The following is a 21863-nucleotide window of genomic DNA, read 5'->3' on the forward strand; positions in this document are numbered from 1 at the left end:
GGAGATCGAGGAGGGGGTGGGGGGGTATGAGCTGATGCGGGGGATCGGGAATCTTTGTATCGGGGGGGGTGAGGATGCTCGGTACGATCCTCGGCGGTTGGTGGGGGTGTTGTTGGCGGGGGTGGGGAGGGGGTAGTTGGGGGGCTGGGGGTTCGGGGATTTGCTGGGGGTGGCGCTTGGGGGGCTGGGCTGGGCTACGGTGGGGGGGCTGGGCTTCGGGTGAGGGGTTGGCGAAGCAGGTGAAGGAAGACCGGCGGATCTGATGTGATCACCGCAGGTCGGGAAGTGTTGGCCCCGCAGGCGCGGGGGTGGGGCCCGGCGTCTACCAGATCAATCCGATGCTGGCCGGGTTGGCCCTGCGTACGCAGGGGTGGCCCGGGGGCCGGCTTCGGCAAGGTTTACGGCGGCGGGTCGGCCCTGCATGCGCAGGGGTGGGCCCTCGATCCTCGACGAGATCCGTACCGTCAGCTCGTCGGCCCCGCATCTGCGGGGATGGGCCCTGGTCCATCATGTCGCCGAGGTACTTCGCGCTGTCGGCCCCGCAGACGCGGGGATGGGCCGATCGGCCGGCTGGACAAGGAGACAGGGGAGGCGTCGGCCCCTCAGGCGCGGGGGTGGACCGCGCGAGCGTCTCGCGATCAAAGGCCTCGGCGGGTCGGCCCCGCAGGCGCGGGGATAGGCCCGTGGGACCTCGTCGTGCCGCCTACTACTCCTCCGTCGGCCCCGCCCCCGCAGGGACCCCCAGCCACCCCCTCACCCCTCCAAATGCGTAGCCAACACAGCCGCCTGCACCCTCCGCTGCACCCCCATCTTCGCCAGCAACCGCGAAATATGATTCTTCACCGTCTTCTCCGACAGATAAAGCCGCTTCCCGATCTCCCGATTGGTCAGCCCGTCCCCGATCAGTGCGAGGATCTCCCGCTCCCTGGGCGACAGGTTCGCCAACTCCTCCGGGATCGACGGAGTTTCATCGGCCGGGTCGGCCCGGAGGGACTCCATCAGGCGGGCCGTGGTCGCAGGGTCCAGCATCGACTGCCCCGAAGCCACCGTCCGCACGGCCGAGATCAGATCCGACCCCCTGATCTGCTTGAGAACGTACCCGGCGGCCCCGGCCATGATGGCGTCCAGCAAGGCATCCTCGTCGTCGAACGACGTCAGCATCAGACACGCCAACCCCGGCACGGCGTCCCGGAGTTCACGGCACACACCGATCCCGTCCCCATCGGGCAGCCGCACATCCAGCACAGCCACGTGAGGACGCGCCGCCGGCCCCCGGGTCAGCGCATGCTCAACGCTCCCCGCCTCCCCCACCACCCGGATATCCGCCTCCGCCTCCAGAAGGTCGATGAGGCCACGCCGTACCACCTCGTGGTCGTCGAGAAGGAACACACGGATCGGATCCTCGGCGGTGAATGTACGTGTCTGCGCCATGAACGCCCCCTGGTCGAAGGACAGTTGCCCAATAGATGATCATCACCACCGGTCCGGAACCCCGCTAGGGCCGACCGGCCCCACCGTACGGCGCACAGAGATCCAGCAACCGGGTACGGGCGGAGCGCAGCCGCCGGGCAAGGACGTTGCCGGCCCAGCGGGTCACGGCGCCGGCGAGAGCGGCGTCCTCCTCGCACAGCGCGCGGACGGCGCCGGCGTCGAACTCGTACGCCCGTACGGGAGTCGTCGCCTCGGCGCCGAGATGCCAGGTGTAGGGGGCGAACAGCCAGGACCAGCCCACGAGTTCATCGTGCCCGAGACTCTCGATCACCACCGGACGGCGGTCCTTGGCGACCCGCATGTCCAGCTCGACCCGGCCGGTGCGCACCACCCAGAACCGCTCGGCGGCGCCGCCCTCCTCGAAGAGGCGGGCGCCTTGTGCGAAGGACACCTCGCGGGCGAGCCCCAGCAGCTTCTCCCGCTGCTCGATCGGCAGCGCGCGCGGCAGGCTGAGCGGCGGGGCGGCGGTCATGGCAGGCCTCCTGTAGGCAGAGTGCGTCTCTCGTCAGAGTGCACCCGTCCACCCGCCGCACCCCATAGGCCGCATGGTCCGGCCACCGGGCCGAGCGGTCCCCCCGCGTCCCTCACCCCGACCCCGCCTTGTACCCCCACCGCGGCCCCACCACCTCCCACTCCTTCCCCCACCGCTCGACCCGCCGCCGCTCCAGCCACCCCCGCACACACACCCCGCCCCCCACGACGACCCCACCGACCACGCACGCCGTCACCACCCCCAAGGTCACCGACTCGAACGCCCCCTTCACCGGCCCGACCGGCTCGGAGGTGAGCCGGTCGCCCCCGTCCCGCCAGACCACGATCGTCGTACCGGCCCGCAGCCCGGTGTCGACGAAGGTGCGCCCGGTGTGCGCGGCACCGTCGGCCCCCGTCCAGCGCACCGTCGCCGAGGCCGCGGCCCGCTCGCCGCGGGGGACATCGGCGAGCAGCACCGCGCGCAGCGGCTCCCGTTCGGCCCGCTGCCGAGCGAACTCCGTGCCGAGGACGCCCGCCGTCACGGCCCCGGCTCCGGTCCCCCCGGCCACCGCCAGCAGCCACATCACCAGCACCACCCACGCCTCGGCGACGTCCTCCCCGCGCCGCAGCGGATTGCGCCGCCAGCGCCACAGCCGCACCCGCACCCGCCCGCCCCGTGCCGTCCGCCGCGCCGGCATCAGCGCGCCCCCACCCGTCCGGCGGCCCCCGCCCACCCGGCGGCCTCGGCCTGGCACAGCTGGAAGGTGCCGTTCAGGCCCGTGCGGCGCAGCAGGCGCAGGAAGTCCGTGCCGGGCGGGATGAGGCGCAGCCGGCCGTGGCGGGCGTGGGCGCGGTTGCGGACGCGGCACAGGAAGCCGAGGCCGCAGCAGTCGGTGAAGGTCACGAGGCGCAGGTCCAGGAGGAGGTCGGGGGCGGGGCGGGCGGTGAGGGCGTCGAGGACGGTCGCCAGGGAGGTCACGGCGGGCAGGTCGAGGTCGCCGTAGAGGGTGACGACGATCGTGCCGTCGGCGGTCCGGGCCGTGCGGTAGGCGGTGGGCCTGATGTGGTTGTCGTCCATGGGACAGTAGCCAATCGGGTCAACTCCCTTTACAGAAAGGGCCGTTCGAACCTGATCGGCGTTCCCTCCGGTCCCTCACCCGCCCGCCACCAGGCGCACGCCCGTCACCAACGCCGGTGGGATGCGCACCGCGTGGTCCATCCTGCGGTCCACCCAGGGCAGCAACAGCCGCTCGTACCGGGCGAGTTCGAGCGGATCGGTGACGAGCTGGGCGTAGCCGGTGACGACGACGCTCCAGCCGAGGTGGGTGACGGGGTCGATCTCGTCCGCCTCGTAGGCGACGACGACCCCCGCGTCGCCGCGGCCCCGGGTGTGCGGGACGAGGGCGGCGTTCTCGTGGGTGCGGATGACGAGGCAGCCGTCGATGAGCGCGTGGTTGACGGGGCGTACGGTCGGCAGGGCGTGCCGGGTGAGGACGAGGCGGCCCAGGGAGACGGTGCCCAGCAGCCGCAGTGCCTCGGCGCTGTCGAGTTCGATGCTGCTGCGGGCCCCGCCGGGGGCGTATGTACGGTCGTCGGCCATGTCGGGCTTCCGTGAAGGTGGGGTTCCCCGGGATGCGAACCGGATACGGACCAGGTGCGAACCGGGTGCGGACGGGAGGGGGAGAGGGTGAGGAAAGGAGCGGCACCCGCGGGGAGTCGGTGCCGCTCCTGCCCTTACCCTCTCCCGCGGCTCTCGCGCGCGCAGGGGCCCGTTGGTCCCGGTCAGGGGGCCGTTCGGCCCGCGCGGGGGTGGCCGGATTCGGTGCTGCCCGGCGCCCGGGGCCGCTACCGTGACGGCTCGTACACGTCGGGGGAGGATGGGAGACTGGTGGTGGCGACCCCCGATGGGGCCCGGATACGGCTGCCGCAGCTGCGTCTTGACGAGTTGCTGGAGGAGTTGCAGGCGCGGCTGGACGCGGCGCGCGGGACCCGGGACCGGGTGCACAGTCTGCTGGAGGCGGTGCTGTCGGTCGGCCGGGAGCTGGATCTGGAGCAGGCGCTGCGGTCGATCGTGGAGGCGGCGGCGGTGCTCGTCGACGCCGAGTACGCGGCCCTCGGGGTGATCGGTCCGGACGGCAAGCGGCTGTCGGCGTTCCACACGGTCGGGATGACCGGCGAGCAGATCACCCGGGTCGGCGCGTTCCCCGAAGGGCACGGCATCCTGGGCGAGTTGATCGGCAATCCGGAGCCGCTGCGGCTGGCGAAGATCTGCGCGCACCCGGCGTCGTACGGCTTTCCGCCGCACCATCCGCCGATGAACACCTTCCTCGGGGTGCCGATCCGGGTGCGGGAGCAGGTGTTCGGGAATCTGTATCTGACGGAGAAGCGGGACGGGGCGCAGTTCGACGAGGAGGACGTGTCGGTCACGGCGACGCTCGCGGTGGCGGCCGGGGTCGCGATCGACAACGCCCGGCTGTACGCGGAGTCGCGGCTGCGGGAGCGGTGGCTGCGGGCGACGGCGGAGATCACGCACCGGCTGATGTCGGGGGACGCGCGGGCGGAGGTGCTGCGGCTGATCGCGGAGCGGGCGCGGGAGATCATGGGGGCGGCGCTGGCGGTCGTCGCGATGCCGATGGAGGACACCGGTTCGCTGACCGTGGAGCTGGCGCTGGGGCGGGGCGCGGAGGCGCTGCGGGGGCTGGTGCTGCCGGTCGGGGGGAGCCTGCTCGGGGCGGCGTTCACCGGCGGGAGCGCCGTGACCAGCGACGATCCGCTGCCGGTGGGCGAGGTGCGGTCCGAGGGGTTCGGTCCGGCCGTGGCGATCCCGGTCGGCACCGGCGACGACGGGGTCCGCGGGGTGGTGCTGCTGGTCCGCGAGGCGGGGCAGGTGCCGTTCACGGGGACGGAGATCGAGCCGTTGCAGTCGTTCGCCGACCAGGCGGCCATCGCGATGGAGCTGGCCGAGCGGCGCCGGGACGCGGAGGAGATCGCGGTGCTGAAGGACCGCGACCGGATCGCCCGTGATCTGCACGACCTGGCGATCCAGCGGCTGTTCGCGACCGGGATGACGTTGCAGAGCGCGGGCCGGTTCGTCGAGCATCCGGAGGCCGCCGAGCGGGTCGCGCGGGCCGTGGACGACCTCGACGAGACCATCAAGATAATCCGCTCGACCATCTTCGGCCTGCGGGCCCGCGAGGGCGCCTCCGGTGTGGGGCTGCGGGCCCGCGCGGTGCGTCTGGTCGGGGAGGCCGCGCCCGCGCTGGGTTTCGCGCCGAGTCTGCGGATGGAGGGCCTGATCGACACGGGCGTCCCCAAGGAGGCCGCCGACCACGCGACGGCCGTCCTCTCCGAGGCCCTCACCAACGTCGCCCGCCACGCCCGCGCGACCCGCGCCGACGTCTGCCTCAGCACCGACGGCCGCACGCTCGCCGTCACCGTCCGCGACGACGGCGTCGGCATCCCGCCCGACGGCCGCCGCAGCGGGCTGCGCAACATGCGGGAGCGGGCGGAGGAGTTGGGCGGCCGGGTGGAGTGGGCGTGTCCTGAGGGGGGCGGGACGGAGGTGGTGTGGCGGGTGCCGGTCGGCTGAGCCGTATCTGTGGTTCAGGGCAGGCGCGTTACGGCAGTCCCCACGCCGGCCCCGGCTCGCTGACGGCGACGGGCGCGACGGTCAGGTCCGGGCGGCGGGTCCCGGCGTACACCAACACCTCGCGCCCCTTGGGCAGTTCGACGCCGAGGTCACCGTCCACCGGGTGGGTGCGGGCCGGAGTCCCGTCGTCCAGTACGGCGTCGACGTCCGCGCCGAGTCCGTGCCGGAGCACCAGCGGCTCCCCCGCGAGGCTGCGGACCCGGATGAACCGCGTGCCCCCGCCCCGCCGGACGGCGCTGACGAGAAAGGCGCCCTGGGTAGCGACTGCGACGCGGACAGCGGTGTCTCGATGACCGGACCGGCCTCCGTGTAATGGGTGTTGGCCTGGCAGGGGTAGCGGGTCGTGGGGTCGAAGAACTTCTTCAGATAGGTGAGCGCGGTGTCGCCGTCGCCGGTCGTCGCGTACATCGAGGCAGCCCCGGTGTAGCTGTATCCCCGGTGCGCGCCGGTCAGCGCGTGCCGGTGGGACTGCGCGTACGGGGTCCCGGCGCCGATCATGAAGCCGTCGGCGTCGGCCGGGTACGGGGTGAGCCGGGCCAGGACCTCGCGCCAGCGGGGGATCAACTCGTCGTCCACGCCGAGGAGTTCGGCGGAGTCGAGCAGGGTTTGGCAGCCCCAGCGGATGAGCGCGAGGTCGTAGTTGGTGTCCTGCGGCGGGATCACCGGGTACTCGGGCGAGAGGGTGCTCGGCAGGTGGAGGCGGCGGTCGCCGCCGGGGGCGAGGAAGTGCAGGTAGTAGCTGATCGCGCGGCGCAGTACGGGGTAGACGGTGTCGCGCAGCAGCGACTCGTCCATGGAGTGCCGGTAGGACAGCCACACGTTGTGCAGCGCCCAGGTGAGGTCGCCGGTCTCGGCGCCGGTGCCGGGCAGGCCGACGGCCCGGTCGGCGAACATGTCCGAGCTGCGGCCGACTCCGGAGCTGTCGGCGCGGTAGGCGGCGGGGACGTTGGCGGCGAGCTGTTCCTGGGCGGTGCGCAACGTCGTCGCCAGGGCGTCGAGTTCGGGGTGGTTGGAGCCGTGGATGAGCCAGTGCTCCAGCTGGACGTTGAGGTTCCACCACACGCCGGGCCAGGGGGTGGGCTCCAGCCAGGGGCCGGGGGTGGCCATGACGGGGCCGTCGGCGCGGCTGGCGGAGGCCACTTTGTAGAGCTGGATCCAGTGGAAGCTCTGCAACCGCTGGTCGGGGAACGAGACGAAGCTCTTCTTGTAGAACGCGTGCCACCAACTCCGGTGTCTGCGGCGGAGGCTGTCGTAGGAGGCCGCACGGTGGAGGTTGCGGAGGGAGTCGGCTTCGGCGGTCGTCGCGGGGTGGCTGTGGCCGACGCTCAGGAGCAGGTCGTCTCCGCTGCGGCGGTGAGCGGTCGCGGTCTGGCCGCCGCCGGTCAGGGGTTGCAGCGTCTGCTCGGTGCCGTCGGGCGAAGTCCGCCGCGTCCAGGGCGGGTTGGGGGTGTAGCCGGCGGGCGGGGCTTCGCTGATCTTCCGGGGGCTGACGGCTTCCTCGGGGTGGAACGTCCATACGACGCGTTCGGCGCCGGTGGCCGTCGCGCGGACGGCGAGGACTTCGTCGTGGATGAACGCGGAGAGGGTGAGGGTGCCGGCGGTGGTGGTGAGCGTGCCGGTGAGTTCGGCGTTCCACAGGCTCAGGCGCCAGTCGACGGCGGTGAGGGCGCCGGCCGGTTCGAGGGTGAGGTGGCCCACGGGGAGGCGGCAGGTGCCCCAGCCGCTGCCGAACTCGGAGCGGTGGTCCTGGACCCGGCCGTGCTGGACGGTGAAGCGGATCTGGCCGGCGCCGGGTTCGCGGTAGATCATGCTGCCGAGGAGGCCGTCGCCGAGGAAGGGGGCCTCGTACCAGCGGGTGGGGATTCTGGTCCACAGGAGGTCCTGGGCGTGCAGGAAGTCCGCCCAGGCGGTGTCGGTGGTCATGGTGTCGCGCAGTCGCCAAGGGCGGGCGGGGGCAGGGGTGTTGGTGCCGGCGGTGGGTTGCGCCGCATGGGCTGCCGCCACATGGGCTGCCGCCGCGTGGGCTGTCGGAGCGTGGGTTGTCATGGGCAGGGCGGTGGCCGCCGCGCCGGCGACGACCGTGCTGAGCACGCTTCTGCGGGCGGGGTCCGAGCGGTGTTCCGGCTGTGACGTCATCGTCGTCTCCAGACCTGACGGCTCGTCGATTCATCGGGTGTATCGCGGAACTTAGCAGGGACCGAACCCCTGTCAACCCGCCAGGTAGCCGACCCCTCCGATGTATCGGCCGTGCCGACGGCAGCGGGTTCGGTCCTGGAGTTCGCGCTCACGGAGGCGGTGGGACGGCTGTTCCTGGGCACGTTCTTCCTCGTGACCGTGAGCGCGCTCGTCGGGGGGCGACGCGCTGTGCTGTCTGCCGGCGGGCTCCTTTCTGCTGTCGCCGGCGTCCGACTCATGGAAACCCTGGGAGGGTTGTGAACGACCTCTGTTTTCGCTCCGCGACCGAGCTGGCCGGGCTGCTGCGGCGCCGGGAGGTATCCGCGCGGGAGGTGACGGTCGCCCATCTGGAACAGATCGCGCGGGTCGATCCGGCGGTGAACGCGATCGTCACCCTCGTCGCCGAACGGGCCCTGCGGGAGGCGGCCGAGGCGGACGAGCGGCTGGCCTCGGGCGCCGAGGCGGGCCCGCTGCACGGGCTGCCGGTCGCCCACAAGGACCTGCACGACACGGCGGGCATCCGCACGACGTACGGCTCACCGGTCTTCGCCGACCACGTCCCCACCCGGGACCACCTGGTCGTGGAGCGGCTGCGGGCGGCCGGCGCGATCACCGTCGGCAAGACCAACGTGCCGGAACTGGGCATGGGTTCCCACACCGTGAACCCCGTCTTCGGCGCCACCCGCAACCCGTACGACCTCTCGCGCAGCGCGGGCGGCAGCAGCGGGGGCGCCGGGGCGGCGCTGGCCTGCGGGATGCTGCCGATCGCCGACGGCAGTGACACCGGCGGTTCGCTGCGCAACCCGGCGTCCTTCAACAACGTGGTCGGACTGCGGCCCTCCCCGGGGCGGGTGCCGTCCTGGCCGGACAAGGCGCCCTGGGCCCAGCTGTCGGTGAAGGGGCCGATGGCCCGGACCGTACGGGACGTGGCGCTCGCCCTCTCCGTCCTCGCCGGCCCCGATCCGCGCGCCCCGCTCGCGCTGGAGACGCCGGGGGCCGTCTTCGCGGGCGAACTCACCGGCGACGTAAGGGACTTGCGGGTCGCCTGGTCGCCCGACCTGGGCGGGAGCGTGCCCGTCGACCCCGAGGTCCGGGACGTCGTACGCGGCGCGGCGGAGGTCTTCGCCGGGCTGGGCTGCCGCGTGGACGAGGCGTGTGTCGACTTCTCCGGCGCCGACGAGGCGTTCCTGGTCCAGCGGGCGTGGCAGATGGAGCTGGCGTACGGACCGCTGCTGGACGCGCACCGGGAACACATGGCACCGGACGTCATCTGGAACATCGAGGAGGGCCGCGAACTCTCCGGCCCCGACCTCGGCCGCGCCCAACTGCTCCAGGCCGCGCTGTTCCACCGCGTGCGGGAGTTCTTCACGGCGTACGACGTCCTGCTGCTGCCGGTCAGCCAGGTCGCGCCGTTCGATGTGCGGCTCGCGTATCCGGCGTCGGTCGACGGGGTACGGATGGAGACGTATCTGGACTGGATGCGCTCCGCGTACCTGGTGACGATGACCGGGTGTCCGGCGCTGTCGGTCCCGGGCGGCTTCACGCCGGGCGGACTGCCGGTCGGGGTGCAGCTGGTGGGGCCGCACCGGGGTGATCTGGGGCTGCTGCGAGCCGGGTTCGCCTTCGAGCGGGCGACGGGCCACGGGCGGCGCCGGCCGGGTGCGGTGGAAATGGCGGATGTGCCGGAGGGGGGCCGATGAGCCGTGGAGGGAGCGCGATGAGGGGTGCGGCCGGTGAGGAGCGGAGGGGGTCCGATGAGGAGTAGTCCGCGCAGTGCCGTCGTCGTGGGCGCGGGGATGACCGGGCTGGCCACCGCCTGGTTCCTCCAGGAGGCGGGCGTCGAGGTGACCGTCGTCGACCGGACGGGCGTCGCCGCCGGGGCCTCCTGGGGCAACGCCGGCTGGCTCACCCCCGCTCTCGCCGTCCCGCTCCCCGAGCCCGGCGCCCTGAAACTGGGCCTGCGCACCTTCACTTCCCCCACCTCTCCCGTCTCCGTACCGCTCCGGGCGGACCCCCGGCTCGCCCGCTTCCTCCTCGACTTCACCCGCAACTGCACCCCCCGCCACTGGCACGTGTCCCTCGCCGCCCTCACCCCCCTCGCGCTCGCCGCCCTCACCGCGTACGACGAACTGGCCTCGGGCGGAGTTCCGGAACCCACCCGCACGGGCGACGCGTTCCTCGTCGCGTTGACGTCCCCCGCCGCCCGCGCCCCCTTGGTCGCCGAGCTGGAATCGGTACGAGCCGCAGGTCAGGACGTCTCCTACGACCTCCTCACCGGCACCGAGGCCCGCGCTCTGGAACCGTCCCTGTCGCCGCGCGTCCAAGCGGCCCTGCGCCTCCACGGCCAGCGTCATCTGCGCCCCGGCCCGTACGTCCACGCGCTGGCCGAGTCGGTCCGGCTGCGGGGCGGGAAGATCGTCACCGGCGCCGAGGTCACCCGCGTACGCGACAGCGGCACCGAGGTGGTCGTCTCCGGCCCCGCCGCGACGGAGTTCGAGGCCGACGCCGCCGTCCTCGCCCCCGGCGCCTGGCTCAGCCGGCTGGCCGCGCCCTTCGGTGTGCGCGTGCCGGTGCAGTCCGGGCGGGGGTACAGCTTCACGGTCGCCGGGGCGGGGCTTCCCGCCGGGCCGACGTACTTCGCCGAGCGGCGCGTGGTGTGCACGCCGTTCGGGGAGCGGGTGCGGGTGTCGGGCACCATGGAGTTCACCTCCCCCGACCGCCCGGCGAACCCGCGCCGGTTCAAGGCGATCGCGAGCGCGGCGCAGGAACTGCTCCCCGGCGCGGATCTGGCCGGCCGCGCGGACGAATGGGTCGGGGCCCGCCCCTGCACGGCCGACGGACTGCCCCTGATCGGGCCCACCCGCTCGCCCCGGGTGTTCGTCTGCGGAGGGCACGGCATGTGGGGGATCGCGCTCGGTCCGGTGAGCGGGAAGCTCCTGGCGGAGGGGGTGGTGTCGGGGCGGTGGCGGCCTGAGCTGGCGGCGCTGCATCCGCTGCGGTGAGGGGGTCTCCGGTGATCCGCGCGGACTCGGCTGCCGCGAGCTGCGGGGGGGGCACAAGGTGCTGCGGGGGCCGCGCAGTTGAGGTGTACCCGGGCGGTCCGCCGCTGGCCGGAAAGGCGCTCTGGTCAGGCCCGTCGGGGGCATGATCCACCCGGCGTTGTCAGTGGTCGCTGGTACATATTTCCCTGAAGGCGGTCGTGATCCGCGAGCGCCACGGGGATGGGGGGACGGTCATGCCGAAGGTGCCGGACGGGTTTCACTACGTGCGGGGGCATGTGCGGCGCAATCCGGGGGCGCGGAGGGCCAAGCGGATGAGCGGGTGGATGATCGCGGGGGTGGTCGCCGGGGTGTGGTTATGGGGGCAGGTGTTCGGGTTCGGGGAGCCGTCGGAGGCTCCGGCGCCCGGCGCCCCCGCGCCCACCGCCCCCTCGCCCGGCGTCCCGACGCCGGTCGCCACCGCGCCGGGTGACCGCTGATGGCCAAGTCCGCCAAATCCGCCAAGCCCGCCAGGTACCCCAAGTCCCCGGCGAGGCTGCGGCGCCCCCGGGGCCTCGGGGAATCCGCCTCCGCCGCCGTCGTCGCCATGGCCCTGCTGGTGCTGGTGGTGCGTGTCGTGCAGGCGGCCTGGCCGTTGTTCCTCGCGGTCGGGGTGGTCCTCGGGGGTGTGGGGCTGTGGCGGGTGCGGCGGGCGGTGCTGGTGCGGCGGCAGGACCGGCTCCGGCTGGCCGCGCTGCGGATCACGCTCGCCGAGTTCGACGCCATGGACGACCGTCAATTCGAGTACGCGTTACGGGACTTGCTCATACGTGACGGCTGGAGCGCCCGCCGGGTGGGCGGCGGCGGGGATCAGGGCGCCGACGCGATCGGGGAACACCCCCGGCTGGGGCGGGTCGTGATCCAGGCCAAACACACCCGGGTGGGCGGCAAGGTCAGCGCCTCCGTGATGTACGCCGTCAAGGGCACCGCCGGTCCGGTGCACGGCGCCGACCACGCCGTCGTCATCACCAACGGCGCCTTCACCCGGGACGCCATGACCTGGGGCGACCGGCACGGGATCCACTGGGTGGACCGGGAGAGGCTACGCCGCTGGTCGGAGTCGGGTGCAGCACTCGACGCCCTCCTCCCGCTCCCGGCCCGCTCCCGGAGGGCGGCGTGAGCGGGCCGACGCCCGACACGGGCGCGGGCGGCGCAGACGCAGACGCAGACGCAGACGCAGACGCAGACAACGTGAGCGGGCCGGCAGGCGGCGTGAGCCGCCGACGCCCGACGCGGGCACCCCGCGGAGAAACCCGCCGCCGGCACACCCCCCTCCACCGACGGCGACACCACCCCGAGCACAAGCACCCCCACCGGTCGGCACCGAATGACACCACCTGGCACCACCCCGCACCTGACCCCCCCTCCCCCGCCCACCCCCTCCGAGCTTGCCCATGACACCACCCCGCTGCCACCATGACGTCATGGACCTCACCCCCTACGTCGACACGCTCCGCCGCGAACTCGCGGTGGCCGCCGAGGCGGGCGGCGACGAAGCCCGCGAGCTGGCCGAACGCCTCACCGCCCCCTTGGAGTCGGCGACCCGCCTGACCCTCCTCACGGTGCTGTCCGCCGCGATGGCCGAGGTGACCCGGGAGCTGGCGCCGGGCTCGGTCGACGTGCGGCTGCGCGGGACGGACCCCGACTTCGTGGTGACCCTCCCGCCCGCCGAGTCGGCCCCCGCCCAGCCGGCGCCCGCCGAACCGCTCCCCGTACCGGCCGCGGCGGCGGACGACGAGGGCGGCACCGCCCGGGTCAACCTCCGCCTCCCGGCCCACCTCAAGACGAAGGCCGAGGAGGCGGCGGGCCGCGAAGGGCTCTCCGTCAACGCCTGGCTCGTACGGGCCGTCTCGGCGGCCGTCGAGGGCGGCGCGCACACGCGTCCCCGGGCGGCGCAGCCCGCTCAGAACGTCGGGCAGAGCTTCACGGGCTGGGTGCGCTGATGCCCGCTTTCGACACCCCGGGGCCGATCGCGCTCACCGCCCATGTGGAGGCCGGTTCCCTCCAGTTGACCGCGAGCGACCGCGCCGACACCACCGTCGACGTACAACCCCGCGACGCCAGGAAGGACTTGGACGTACGGGCGGCGGAGCAGACCCAAGTCTCCTTCGCGCACGGCACGTTGACGGTCCGCACCCCCCGCCCCCGCTACCGGGTCATCGGCCGCACCGGCACCGTCGACATCACCGTCGCCCTGCCCACCGGCTCGCGCGTGGACATGGACGGCGCCTGGACGCAGGTCCTCGCCGAAGGCGGACTCGGCGAGACCCGCGTCAAGGTGTCCTCCGGGGACGTCCGCCTCGACAGCACGGGCCCGCTCCAGCTCACCGCCTCCCACGGCTCGGTCACCGTCGGCCGGGTCGCGGGCGCCGCCGAGATCACCACCAGCTCCGGCAGCGTGCGCGCGGGCCTCCTCGACGGCCCGGCCGTCCTGAAGAACTCGCACGGCACCACCACGGTCGGCGCCGCCACCGGCATACTCCGCGTCAGCGGCGCCAACGGCGACATCGACATCACCCGCGCGGAGTCCTCGGTCACCGCGACGACGGCCCACGGCACCCTCCGCGTCGCCGAAGTCGCCTCGGGAACGGTCCAGTTGGAGACCTCCTACGGCGCCATCGAGATCGGCGTCCGCGAGGGCACCGCCGCCTGGCTGGACGTCAGCTCCACCTCGGGCCAGGTCCGCAACTCCCTGACCGCGTCCGGGAGTCCGGGCGCGGCGGAGGACACCGTCGAGATCCGTGCCCGCACCCGCTACGGCAACATCGACATCCGCCGCGCCAAACCGTGAGAAACCCGATCTCACGCCGGAAAACTGATCCCGCACCGCTCCCTGATCCCGTCCATCACCCGCAGCGTCGCCACCGACTCCGCCAGCGGCCGCTGCGGCGTCTCCAGCAGCCCCGCGCTCACGCACCGCGCGACCTCGGCCGCCTCGAAACACAGCCCGTCGTAGGCGACTTGAGGTTCGGTGTACGTCAGCGCGCTCCCCCCGCCCGCCGGTGTGAACACCACGTCACCGGGGTGGTAGAAGAGCCCGGGCAGCGTCAGCGTCCCGCGCGTGCCGGCGATGGCCGCGGTGGTCGGCGTATCGCTGGACACGCTCGTGTGCACGACGGCCTGATTCCCGGAGCCGTCGCTCAGCACCGCCGCCAACTGCCCGTTCACCCCCGCCGGATGGTCCTGCCCTGAAGCGTGGACGACCTCCAGGTCGCCGAGCACCCAGCGGGCCAGGGACACCGGATACGTCCCCAGGTCGAGCAGCGGTCCGCCTGCCTGGTCGGCGCGCAGGATGCGGTGCCCGGCGTCGAAGTGCTCCCCGAAGTCGGCGAGCACGGTGCGGACTTCGCCGAGCGCGCCGGAGTCGAGGAGCTGGCGGACCACGTCGAACTTGGGCAGGAAGAACGTCCACAGCGCCTCGGCGCAGAACAGCCCGCGGGTGGAAGCGAGTTGGGCGATCTCAAGAGCTTGCGCCGCGTCCAGGGCGAGCGGCTTCTCGACCAGGACGTGTTTGCCGGACTCCAACGCGAGCCGGGCGCACGGGAGATGGGCGGTGTGCTCGGTGGCGACGTACACGATGTCGACGTCGGCGGCGGTCAGTTCCTCGTAGGAGCTGTAGGCGGCCGGTATCCCGTGCCGGGCGGCGAACTCCTTCGCGCGGGAGGGGTCGCGGGAGGCGACGGCCGTGAACCGCTGGCGGGTGCGGCGCTGCACGGCGGCGACGAAGCGTTCGGCGATCCAGCCGGTGCCGATGACGCCCCAGCGCAGCGCGGGGGCCTCCAGGGGGTCGGGGGTGCGGGCGGCGGGCAGGGTGAGCACGGGTTGTCATACCTCCGGGACGCGGACGGGTACGGTGGCGCCGCCGTCCTTCATGGACGCGATGACGGCCTCGGCGACGGCGGACGCGGCGAGGCCGTCGTACGCGGTGGCCAGGGGGGTGGGGGTGGCCCGGGTGACGGCGTCGGTCCAGGACTGGAGTTGCAGGCGGTAGGCGTCGGCGAACCTGGGGCGCCAGTCGGCCGCGTACGCGCTCGCGCGGGTGCGGTCGGTGTCGGTGACCAGGCGGGCCGGGGTGTTCAGGGCGAGGGCGCCGCGCTCGGTGACGGCCTCGCAGCGGATGTCGTAGCCGTAACCGGCGTTGAGGAAGGTCTCCACGGTCGTCAGCGCGCCGTCGGCCGTGCGCAGCAGCATCACTTGGGGATCGCGCATGCCGTTCACCTCGGCGGAGGCGCGTCCGGTGTGCCAACTCACCTCCACGACAGGCGAGTCGAGCAGCCAGGGCACGACGTCGAACTCGTGGATCGCGGACCCGGTGACACTCAGCTCGTCGGTGCGGCCGGGCCCGGCCGCGACTCCCCTGCTGACGCAGTGCAGCAGCAGCGTGGCGCCGTAACTCCCGCTCGCGAGCGCCGACTTGAGGTCCGCGTAGGCCGGGTCGAAACGGCGCATGAAGCCGACGGAGACCAGTCCGGCGCGGTCGGCCCGTACGACGTCCAGGCACTCGGCGGTGGTCGGCGCGAGCGGTTTCTCGCACAGGACCGGTTTGCCGGCGCGGACGGCTGCGAGGGTGTACCCGGCGTGGGTGGAGTCGTGGGAGGCGATGACGACGGCGTCGACCCCGGGGTCGGCGATCAGGGCGTGGCCGTCGTCGGCCGGGCGGGCGCCGACCGCCCCGGCGACGGCGGCGGCGCGCTCCGCGTCGGTGTCCGCGACGCTCACGACCTCCGCGCCGGACACCCAGCGGTGCACGGTGTTCACGTGGTCGGCGCCCATGACGCCCGCGCCGATGACACCGATGCGCAGGTCGCTCACGCCAGTTCCACCCAGGTGCCGAGTTCGGCGGAGCGGCTCATGGCGTCCAGGGCGATCGCGCTGGCCACGGCGTCGTCCAGGGTCGCCCCGACGGGCCGGCCCTCGGCGACCGAGGTCAGGAAGCGGTGGGCCTCCACGACCTTCAGGTCGTCGTAGCTCATGCTGGTCGCCGCGCCAGGCTGGAAGGCGCCGTACTCGCCGTGCCCGGGGCCGACGTACAGGGTGCTGACGGGCTGGTCCTGGTAGGTGTCGCCGCGGCTCACCGCGAGTTCGCCCATGCGGCGGAAGTCCCAGAAGACGGCGCCCTTGGTGCCGTGCACCTCGAAGCCGTAGTTGTTCTGCTCGCCGACCGAGACGCGGCAGGCCTCCAGGACGCCCCGGGCGCCGGAGGTGAAGCGCAGCAGGCAGTTGACGTAGTCCTCGTTCTCGACGGGTCCGAGTTCGCCGGTGGCGAGGGTGTGGCCGGCGGTGGCGCCGGTCGGGCGGGCGCGTTCGGGGACGAAGACGGCGGTGTCGGCGGTGACGGCGGCGAGGTCGCCGAGGAGGAAGCGGGAGAGGTCGACGCCGTGCGAGGCGAGGTCGCCCAGGACCCCGCTGCCGCCGCGCTCCCGCTCGTAGCGCCAGGTCAGGGCGCCTTGGGGGTGGGCTGCGTAGTCGCTGAACAGGCGGATGCGGACGTGCGTGACGGTGCCCAGTTCGCCGGAGGCGATCAGTTCGCGGGCGGCCTCGACGGCGGGCGCGTTGCGGTAGTTGAAGCCGACGGCGGAGCGCACACCGGCCTTGTCGGCGGCGGAGGCGACCGCGCGGGCGTCCTGCGCGGTGAGCCCGACCGGCTTCTCGATCCAGATGTGCTTGCCGGCCTCGGCCATCGCGACGCCGATCTCGCGGTGCAGGAAGTTCGGCGCGGTGATGCTGACCGCCTGCACGCGCGGGTCGGCGGCGATTTCGCGCCAGTCCCGGACGGCCCCGGCGAAGCCGTACAGACCGGCCGCCTCCTCGGCTCTGCCGGGGACCTCGTCGGCGACGGTGATCAGTTCCGGCCTTAGTGCCGCTTGCGGGAAGTGGTGCGGGAGACGGGTGTACGCCTGGGTGTGCACCCGCCCCATCCAGCCGAAACCCACGACGGCGACGCCTAGCGTGTTCACCATGACCGCCCTTCTTTGGACCGTTCCAGAGGTTCGGCGCTCACCTTGAGGGTGTTTCCGGCAGGTGTCAAGAGGTCTTTACAGGAGCCGGCCCGGTATGGAACGGTCCATCCATGAGGACCCCGACCATCCGTGACGTCGCCGAACGGGCCGGTGTGTCCAAGTCCCTGGTCTCGCTGGTGCTGCGCGGCTCCGAGGGGGTGCGGCCGGAGAAGCGCGCGGCGGTCATGGCCGCCGTCGAGGCCCTCGGCTACCGCCCGAACGCCGCCGCCCGCAGCCTCAGCGAACGCCGCACCCGCACGGTCGGCGTCCTCCTCGACGACCTGCGCAACCCCTGGTTCGTGGAGCTCCTGGACGGCCTGAACGGGCGGCTGTACGACAGCGGGCTGCACGTCCTGCTGGCCGACGGGCGCCAGGGCCGGCATCTCGGCGCGGACCTGACCCGGACCTTCACCGAGCTGCGCGTGGACGGTCTCGTCGCCGTCGGCACCCTCCAGGACCCGCAGGCGCTGCACGCCGCCGCCGGGCACGTCCCGACGGTCGTGGCGGGCACCCGGGAGCCGGTGCTGCCGGGCGTGGACGTGGTCGCCAACGACGACGAGCACGGCGCCCGGCTCGCCACCGAGCACCTCATCGGCCTCGGCCACCGGCACATCGCGCACATCGCGGGCCGGGGCGCGGTCGGCGAGCTGCGCCGGCGCGCCTTCGAGGAGACCATGCGCGCGCACGGGCTCGCGGACACGGCGGTCGTGGAACAGGGCGACCTCACCGAGGAGGGCGGCTACCGAGCCGCCGTGCGCCTGCTGAACCGGGGCCGGCGGCCGACCGCCGTGTTCGCCGTCAACGACATGACCTGCGTGGGCGCGCTGTCGGCGGCCGAGGAGAGCGGGCTGTCCGTGCCCCGGGACCTGTCGCTGGTCGGGTACGACAACACGTACCTCTCGCGGCTGCGGCACCTGTGGCTGACCAGCGTGGACCCGGCCAGCCATGACGTGGGGCGGCGGGCCGCGCAACGGCTGCTGGACCGGATAGCGCGGCCGGAGCGGACGGCGGAGGTGGAACTGGCGGTGCCGACGCTGGAGGTGCGGGGGACGACGGGGGCGCCTGGCTGAGGGGACGGCATCTTCGAGCGGCGGCGCCCGCGCCGGAAGCCGGCCCCCTTCGGCCGGCGGCGCCCGCACAACGGACCACGTCAGAAGCCGCTGCCCCTCCGACCGGCGGCCCCCGCGCCACGGACCGCACCCTTCAGCCGACGGCCGGCCCCCTCAAAGAGGCTTCGCCGCAAGGGAGTCGAGGACGCTCGCCCCTTCAACGCCCCGGACGCTCACCCCTTCAACGCCCCCCGAGCCGCCCCCAGAATCTCCTCCGACACCGCCGCCCCAGCCGTAGCCCGGGCCAGCACCAGCGCCCCCACCATCATGCACACCCGCGCCAGCCCGTCCTCCTCGTCCGTCGCGAGCCGCCCCGCGAGCCGGGTCACGCCGTCGCTGTACGCGTCCCGCGCCACCGCGCCCCCCTCCCCCCGCGCGATGTCGACCGCGAGCGCCGCGACAGGACACCCCCCGGCGAGGTCGTCACGGTGCTCGACGGACAGATACGTGTCGACCACGTCCTCCGGGGAGGCGTCGGCGGCCAGCCCCGACCTCCCGAGGGCGCCCGCCGCCAGCGCGGCGAACGCGTGCGCGGTGGCCTCGTCGAAGAGCGCCTCCTTGGACGCGAACTGCTTGTAGAACCCCCCGTGCGTCAGCCCGGCCGCGTTCATCAGATCCGCGACGCTGATCTGCGCCCCGCGCTCCCGGAAGAGCCGCGACGCGGTCGCGACCACATGCTTCCGGTTCAGCTCCGCCTGCGCCTGCGACACGCGGCCCATGACCCACCTCCACTTGGATGTCACTCGTCATCTATGGTAGGCGCCCGCTCTGCGGGTGCGAACCCGGGCGAATGCGCGGATGCTGGACGTGCCAGATCCGCAAGGAGGCAGAAATGTCGATGCTCGACAAGCTCAAGGGCCTGCTCAAGGGCCACGAGGACCAAGCGCGGCAGGGAGTGGAGAAGGCCGGCGACGCGTTCGACGCGAAGACCGGCAACAAGTACCAGAGCCAGGTCGACATGGCTCAGCAGAAGATCAACGAGCAGTTGGGCGCCGACAGGCCTCAGGACAACCCTCCGCAGAGCTAGCCCGCACACAGAGGCCCGGGCCGCAGCGAGTGGCGGCCCGGGCCTCTGCCGTCGCCTCAGAGGAAAGACCGCAGCCCCGCCAGCAGCCGCTCCACGTCCTCGGCGGTGTTGTACGGCGCGAGCCCGGCCCGCAGCGCCGGACTCTCCAGCTTCAGCGCGGCGAACGGCTCGTACGCGTAGAAGGACCCGGCGGGCGCCAGCACCCCGGAGGCGGCGAGATGGCGCTGGGCCTCCCCCGCGTCCCGCCCCTCGAACGACATCAGCAGCGTCGGCGTCCGGTCGGCGGCCTTGGAGTGCAGGGTGACGGTGTCGCCGAGGTCGCGCAGCCCCTCCTCCAGCCGGGCCCGCAGGACGCCTTCGTGCGCGTGCAGGGAGTCCATGGTCCGGGTGAGCCGTTCCCTGCGGGTGGTCGCGTCGCCCGGGTCGAGGGCGGCGAGGAAGTCGACGGCGGCGGTGGCGCCGGCCAGTATCTCGTAGGGCAGGGTGCCGAACTCGAAGCGCTCGGGGACCGAGTCGGGGGACGGCAGCAGCTTGTCCGGGCGGACGGTGTCGAGGAGTCCGGGCGCGGCGGCGAGCACTCCGCAGTGCGGGCCGAGGAACTTGTACGGCGAGCACACGAAGAAGTCGGCGCCCAGCGCGGGCACGTCCACCAGGTGATGGGCGGCGTAGTGCACGCCGTCCACGTACACCAGCGCCCCCATCTTGTGCGCCCGGTCGGCGAGTTGCCGTACGGGCGGCTTGGTGCCGAGGACGTTGGAGGCGGCCGTGACGGCGACCAGCCTGGTGCGCGGGGACAGTGCCCGCTCATAGGAGTCGAGGTCCAGTTCCGTCGTCGCGGGGTCGATCTCGATCCAGCGGACGGTCGCTCCGGCGCGCTCGGCGGCCTGGACCCAGGGGCGGACGTTGCAGTCGTGGTCGAGGCGGCTGACGACGATCTCGTCACCGGGCCGCCAGTCCTTGGCGAGGTGGCGGGAGAAGTCGTAGGTCAGCTGGGTGGCGCTGCGGCCGTGGACGACGCCTGTGGCGGGGACGGCGAGGAGGTCGGCGTAGGCGGCGCGGAAGTCGGCCACCGCCTGCTCGGCGTTGAGTTCGGAGGGGCTGATCGTGCCGCGGTTGGAGAGCGGGCCGGTGAGGGTCGCCGTGATGGCCTCGGCGACGGGGCGCGGGGTCTGGGTGCCGCCCGGTCCGTCGAAGTAGGCGAGGCCGGTGTCGAGGGCGGGGAAGTGGGCGCGCAGCGCGGTCAGGTCGATGGCCATTGCCTCGGCTTTCGGGGGAAGTGAATCATCCGGCGGGCTGTCTCGACTCTGACATCGATCTTCCTCTCAGCCAATCCTCCCCTCAGCCATCCCACTTGATCTTCTTCATGGTCAGATGCGACACCACTCTGAGGATGCCGGGCAGCCCGGTGAGCTTCTCGGTCAGGAAGGTGTTGTAGGCGGTGTCGTCGGCGACGGCCACGCGCAGGAAGTAGTCGGGGCGGCCGTACATGCGGCGGAACTCGATGACCTCGTCGTAGGCGGCGAGGGTCCGTTCCAGGTTCTCGATGGTGTGGAGGTCGTTCGCGGAGACCTCGATGTCGATCATGATCTCCAGGCCCCGGCCGAGGGCTTCGGGGTTGACGACCGCGCGGTAGCCGCTGATGACACCGGAGTCCTCGAGGCGCTTGAGGCGGCGCAGGCAGGGGGGCGGGGTGAGGCCGACGCGGCGGGCGAGTTCGACGTTGGTCAGCCGGCCGTCCTGATGCAGGTGGAACAAAATTTCCCGGTCGATGGCATCGAGCTTTATTTCATTGCCCATACAGCGATCATACGAGCACAAGAAGAAACCATATGTGGCGTGAATCTTTCTAAGATTTCCCCATGAGTACGTCTACGGTCGCAGCACCCCCGGAGGCGCCCAGCGCGATATCCGCGGCGCTGCGCGACTCCGCCTCCGTCGGTCTCGCCCTCCTCCCGCTCGGGCTCGCCTTCGGGGTGTTCATCACGCAGGCCGGTCTGCCCTGGTGGTGCGCGACCCTGTTCACGGCCGTCGTCTACGCCGGTTCGCTGGAGTTCCTGCTGGTCGGGCTGACCGTCGCAGTCGCGCCGCTGGCGACCGTCGCGCTGACCGCGTTCCTGGTCAACGTCCGGCACGTGTTCTACGCGCTGTCCTTCCCGCTGGAGCGGGTGCGCGGCCCGCTGGCCAAGGGGTACAGCACCTTCGCGCTGACCGACGAGGCATACGCGCTGAGCACCGCCGAGCGGGCCCGGTCCTGGAGCGGCGGGCACATCCTGTGGCTCCAGGCGCTGATGCAGCTGTACTGGGTCGGCGGCGCGACCGCCGGCGCGCTGCTGGGCTCGGCGGTGCCCGGCAGCGTGCGCGGGCTCGACTTCGCGATGACGGCCCTGTTCGCCGTCCTCGCCCTGGACGCCGTCGCCGAGCGGTGCGGTGACCTCCCCACGCCGCTCCTCGCGCTGGTCAGCGCGCTCGCCGCCAAGCTGTTGTTCCCCGGGCAGCTGCTGCTCGCCGCGTTCGCCATGTTCACCGCCGCGCTGCTGGTCCGCCGCCGCGCCACCCGCAGGGGGCCGTCCCATGCCTGACACCCGTTATCTGCTGCTGGCCGCCGCCGTCTCGGCCGCCGTCACCTGGTCGCTGCGCGCCCTGCCGTTCACCGTGCTCGCGCCGCTGCGCGCGAGCAGGACCGTGCGGTACCTCGGCGTCCGGATGCCGGCCGGGGTCATGGTCATCCTGTTCGTCTACTGCCTGCGCGACCTGCCGCTCCCGCACCCCCGCGCCCTCGCCCCGCTGATCGCCCTGGCCGTCACGGCGGGCCTGCATCTGTGGCGCCGCAACGCCCTGTTGAGCATCGTCGGGGGCACGGCCGTCAGCGTGCTGCTCTCCAGCCTCGTCTTCACCACCTGACCG

22 protein-coding genes and 2 pseudogenes are annotated in these 21863 nt (G+C 73.0%); 12 read left to right on the plus strand and 12 right to left on the minus strand.

The window, feature by feature from the left end:
• Window positions 1-136 (plus strand): annotated as a pseudogene (locus ACYUD3_RS38130) (TetR family transcriptional regulator); the annotation flags it as partial.
• Window positions 137-753: 617 nt separating this feature from the next.
• On the opposite strand, the gene ACYUD3_RS38135 reads toward ACYUD3_RS38130, so the two are convergent.
• The 5 genes from ACYUD3_RS38135 to ACYUD3_RS38155 all read right to left on the minus strand — a co-directional run bounded on the left by ACYUD3_RS38135 (window position 754) and on the right by ACYUD3_RS38155 (window position 3562).
• Window positions 754-1431 carry a response regulator gene (locus tag ACYUD3_RS38135; RefSeq protein ID WP_470980977.1) on the minus strand — a complete coding sequence of 226 codons (678 nt, stop codon included), beginning with the start codon at window positions 1429-1431 and terminating at the stop codon, window positions 754-756.
• Between the two features lie 64 nt (window positions 1432-1495).
• Window positions 1496-1963 carry a cyclic nucleotide-binding domain-containing protein gene (locus ACYUD3_RS38140; protein ID WP_470980980.1) on the minus strand — a complete coding sequence of 156 codons (468 nt, stop codon included), beginning with the start codon at window positions 1961-1963 and terminating at the stop codon, window positions 1496-1498.
• Window positions 1964-2075: 112 nt separating this feature from the next.
• Window positions 2076-2660, minus strand: a complete 585-nt coding sequence (locus ACYUD3_RS38145) for an Rv1733c family protein (RefSeq protein WP_470980983.1) — start codon at window positions 2658-2660, stop codon at window positions 2076-2078.
• Window positions 2660-3040 carry an STAS domain-containing protein gene (locus tag ACYUD3_RS38150; RefSeq protein WP_470980985.1) on the minus strand — a complete coding sequence of 127 codons (381 nt, stop codon included), beginning with the start codon at window positions 3038-3040 and terminating at the stop codon, window positions 2660-2662. Before ACYUD3_RS38150 ends, ACYUD3_RS38145 begins: the two co-directional genes overlap by 1 nt.
• 75 nt (window positions 3041-3115) lie before the next feature.
• Window positions 3116-3562, minus strand: a complete 447-nt coding sequence (locus ACYUD3_RS38155; RefSeq protein WP_470980988.1) for a pyridoxamine 5'-phosphate oxidase family protein — start codon at window positions 3560-3562, stop codon at window positions 3116-3118.
• 291 nt (window positions 3563-3853) lie between these two features.
• On the opposite strand from ACYUD3_RS38155, the gene ACYUD3_RS38160 reads away from it, so the two are divergent.
• Window positions 3854-5551, plus strand: coding sequence for a sensor histidine kinase (locus ACYUD3_RS38160; protein WP_470980992.1), 1698 nt, complete (start codon window positions 3854-3856; stop codon window positions 5549-5551).
• 28 nt (window positions 5552-5579) lie between these two features.
• Here ACYUD3_RS38160 and ACYUD3_RS38165 read toward each other — a convergent pair.
• Window positions 5580-7747: pseudogene (locus tag ACYUD3_RS38165) on the minus strand (glycosyl hydrolase family 95 catalytic domain-containing protein).
• Window positions 7748-8043: 296 nt separating this feature from the next.
• Here ACYUD3_RS38165 and ACYUD3_RS38170 point away from each other — a divergent pair.
• The 6 genes from ACYUD3_RS38170 (at window position 8044) to ACYUD3_RS38195 (ending at window position 13615) form a co-directional block, all read left to right on the plus strand.
• Window positions 8044-9486, plus strand: a complete 1443-nt coding sequence (locus tag ACYUD3_RS38170) for an amidase (RefSeq protein ID WP_470980995.1) — start codon at window positions 8044-8046, stop codon at window positions 9484-9486.
• Between the two features lie 54 nt (window positions 9487-9540).
• Window positions 9541-10788 (plus strand): NAD(P)/FAD-dependent oxidoreductase, encoded by a 1248-nt coding sequence (locus ACYUD3_RS38175; protein ID WP_470980998.1) that lies wholly within the window; start codon window positions 9541-9543, stop codon window positions 10786-10788.
• A gap of 197 nt (window positions 10789-10985) precedes the next feature.
• Window positions 10986-11264 carry a hypothetical protein gene (locus ACYUD3_RS38180; RefSeq protein ID WP_470981001.1) on the plus strand — a complete coding sequence of 93 codons (279 nt, stop codon included), beginning with the start codon at window positions 10986-10988 and terminating at the stop codon, window positions 11262-11264.
• Complete coding sequence (locus ACYUD3_RS38185) at window positions 11264-11944, plus strand: restriction endonuclease (protein ID WP_470981004.1); 681 nt, start codon at window positions 11264-11266, stop codon at window positions 11942-11944. Before ACYUD3_RS38180 ends, ACYUD3_RS38185 begins: the two co-directional genes overlap by 1 nt.
• Window positions 11945-12248: 304 nt before the next feature.
• Window positions 12249-12767, plus strand: coding sequence for a hypothetical protein (locus ACYUD3_RS38190; protein ID WP_470981007.1), 519 nt, complete (start codon window positions 12249-12251; stop codon window positions 12765-12767).
• Entirely contained in the window at window positions 12767-13615 is an 849-nt protein-coding gene (locus tag ACYUD3_RS38195) for a DUF4097 family beta strand repeat-containing protein (RefSeq protein ID WP_470981010.1), read from the plus strand. The genes ACYUD3_RS38190 and ACYUD3_RS38195 overlap by 1 nt, the downstream gene beginning before the upstream one ends.
• 11 nt (window positions 13616-13626) lie before the next feature.
• On the opposite strand, the gene ACYUD3_RS38200 is transcribed toward ACYUD3_RS38195, so the two are convergent.
• From ACYUD3_RS38200 to ACYUD3_RS38210, 3 genes are read right to left on the minus strand one after another with little or no spacing between them, the layout of a single operon-like run.
• Complete coding sequence (locus ACYUD3_RS38200) at window positions 13627-14643, minus strand: Gfo/Idh/MocA family protein (RefSeq protein WP_470981012.1); 1017 nt, start codon at window positions 14641-14643, stop codon at window positions 13627-13629.
• Between the two features lie 6 nt (window positions 14644-14649).
• Window positions 14650-15636: a Gfo/Idh/MocA family oxidoreductase gene (locus tag ACYUD3_RS38205; RefSeq protein ID WP_470981015.1), complete on the minus strand. Its 987-nt coding sequence runs from the start codon at window positions 15634-15636 to the stop codon at window positions 14650-14652.
• Window positions 15633-16784 (minus strand): Gfo/Idh/MocA family protein, encoded by a 1152-nt coding sequence (locus ACYUD3_RS38210; RefSeq protein ID WP_470981018.1) that lies wholly within the window; start codon window positions 16782-16784, stop codon window positions 15633-15635. The genes ACYUD3_RS38205 and ACYUD3_RS38210 overlap by 4 nt, the downstream gene beginning before the upstream one ends.
• 110 nt (window positions 16785-16894) lie before the next feature.
• Here ACYUD3_RS38210 and ACYUD3_RS38215 point away from each other — a divergent pair, with 110 nt between their 5' ends.
• A complete protein-coding gene (locus tag ACYUD3_RS38215; RefSeq protein ID WP_470981020.1) occupies window positions 16895-17893 on the plus strand; it encodes a LacI family DNA-binding transcriptional regulator in 999 nt (332 codons plus the stop codon).
• A gap of 212 nt (window positions 17894-18105) precedes the next feature.
• Here the strand turns inward: ACYUD3_RS38215 and ACYUD3_RS38220 are convergent, their stop codons facing one another.
• On the minus strand, window positions 18106-18651 hold the full coding sequence (locus ACYUD3_RS38220) for a TetR family transcriptional regulator (protein WP_470981023.1): 546 nt from the start codon (window positions 18649-18651) through the stop codon (window positions 18106-18108).
• Between the two features lie 113 nt (window positions 18652-18764).
• On the opposite strand from ACYUD3_RS38220, the gene ACYUD3_RS38225 reads away from it, so the two are divergent.
• The gene (locus ACYUD3_RS38225; protein ID WP_470981025.1) at window positions 18765-18959 is read left to right on the plus strand and encodes an antitoxin; all 195 of its coding nucleotides are present in this window, start codon (window positions 18765-18767) and stop codon (window positions 18957-18959) included.
• Between the two features lie 56 nt (window positions 18960-19015).
• On the opposite strand, the gene ACYUD3_RS38230 is transcribed toward ACYUD3_RS38225, so the two are convergent.
• Both ACYUD3_RS38230 and ACYUD3_RS38235 read right to left on the minus strand, forming a co-directional pair.
• Entirely contained in the window at window positions 19016-20215 is a 1200-nt protein-coding gene (locus tag ACYUD3_RS38230) for a cysteine desulfurase-like protein (protein ID WP_470981028.1), read from the minus strand.
• Between the two features lie 82 nt (window positions 20216-20297).
• On the minus strand, window positions 20298-20756 hold the full coding sequence (locus ACYUD3_RS38235) for an Lrp/AsnC family transcriptional regulator (protein WP_470981031.1): 459 nt from the start codon (window positions 20754-20756) through the stop codon (window positions 20298-20300).
• A gap of 62 nt (window positions 20757-20818) precedes the next feature.
• Here ACYUD3_RS38235 and ACYUD3_RS38240 point away from each other — a divergent pair, with 62 nt between their 5' ends.
• Both ACYUD3_RS38240 and ACYUD3_RS38245 read left to right on the plus strand, forming a co-directional pair.
• A complete protein-coding gene (locus ACYUD3_RS38240; RefSeq protein ID WP_470981033.1) occupies window positions 20819-21538 on the plus strand; it encodes an AzlC family ABC transporter permease in 720 nt (239 codons plus the stop codon).
• The gene (locus ACYUD3_RS38245) at window positions 21531-21860 is read left to right on the plus strand and encodes a branched-chain amino acid transporter permease (RefSeq protein ID WP_470981036.1); all 330 of its coding nucleotides are present in this window, start codon (window positions 21531-21533) and stop codon (window positions 21858-21860) included. Before ACYUD3_RS38240 ends, ACYUD3_RS38245 begins: the two co-directional genes overlap by 8 nt.
• Window positions 21861-21863 lie beyond the last annotated feature (3 nt).

The sequence above is a fragment of the Streptomyces sp. AMJ-169 genome (genome assembly GCF_055597585.1).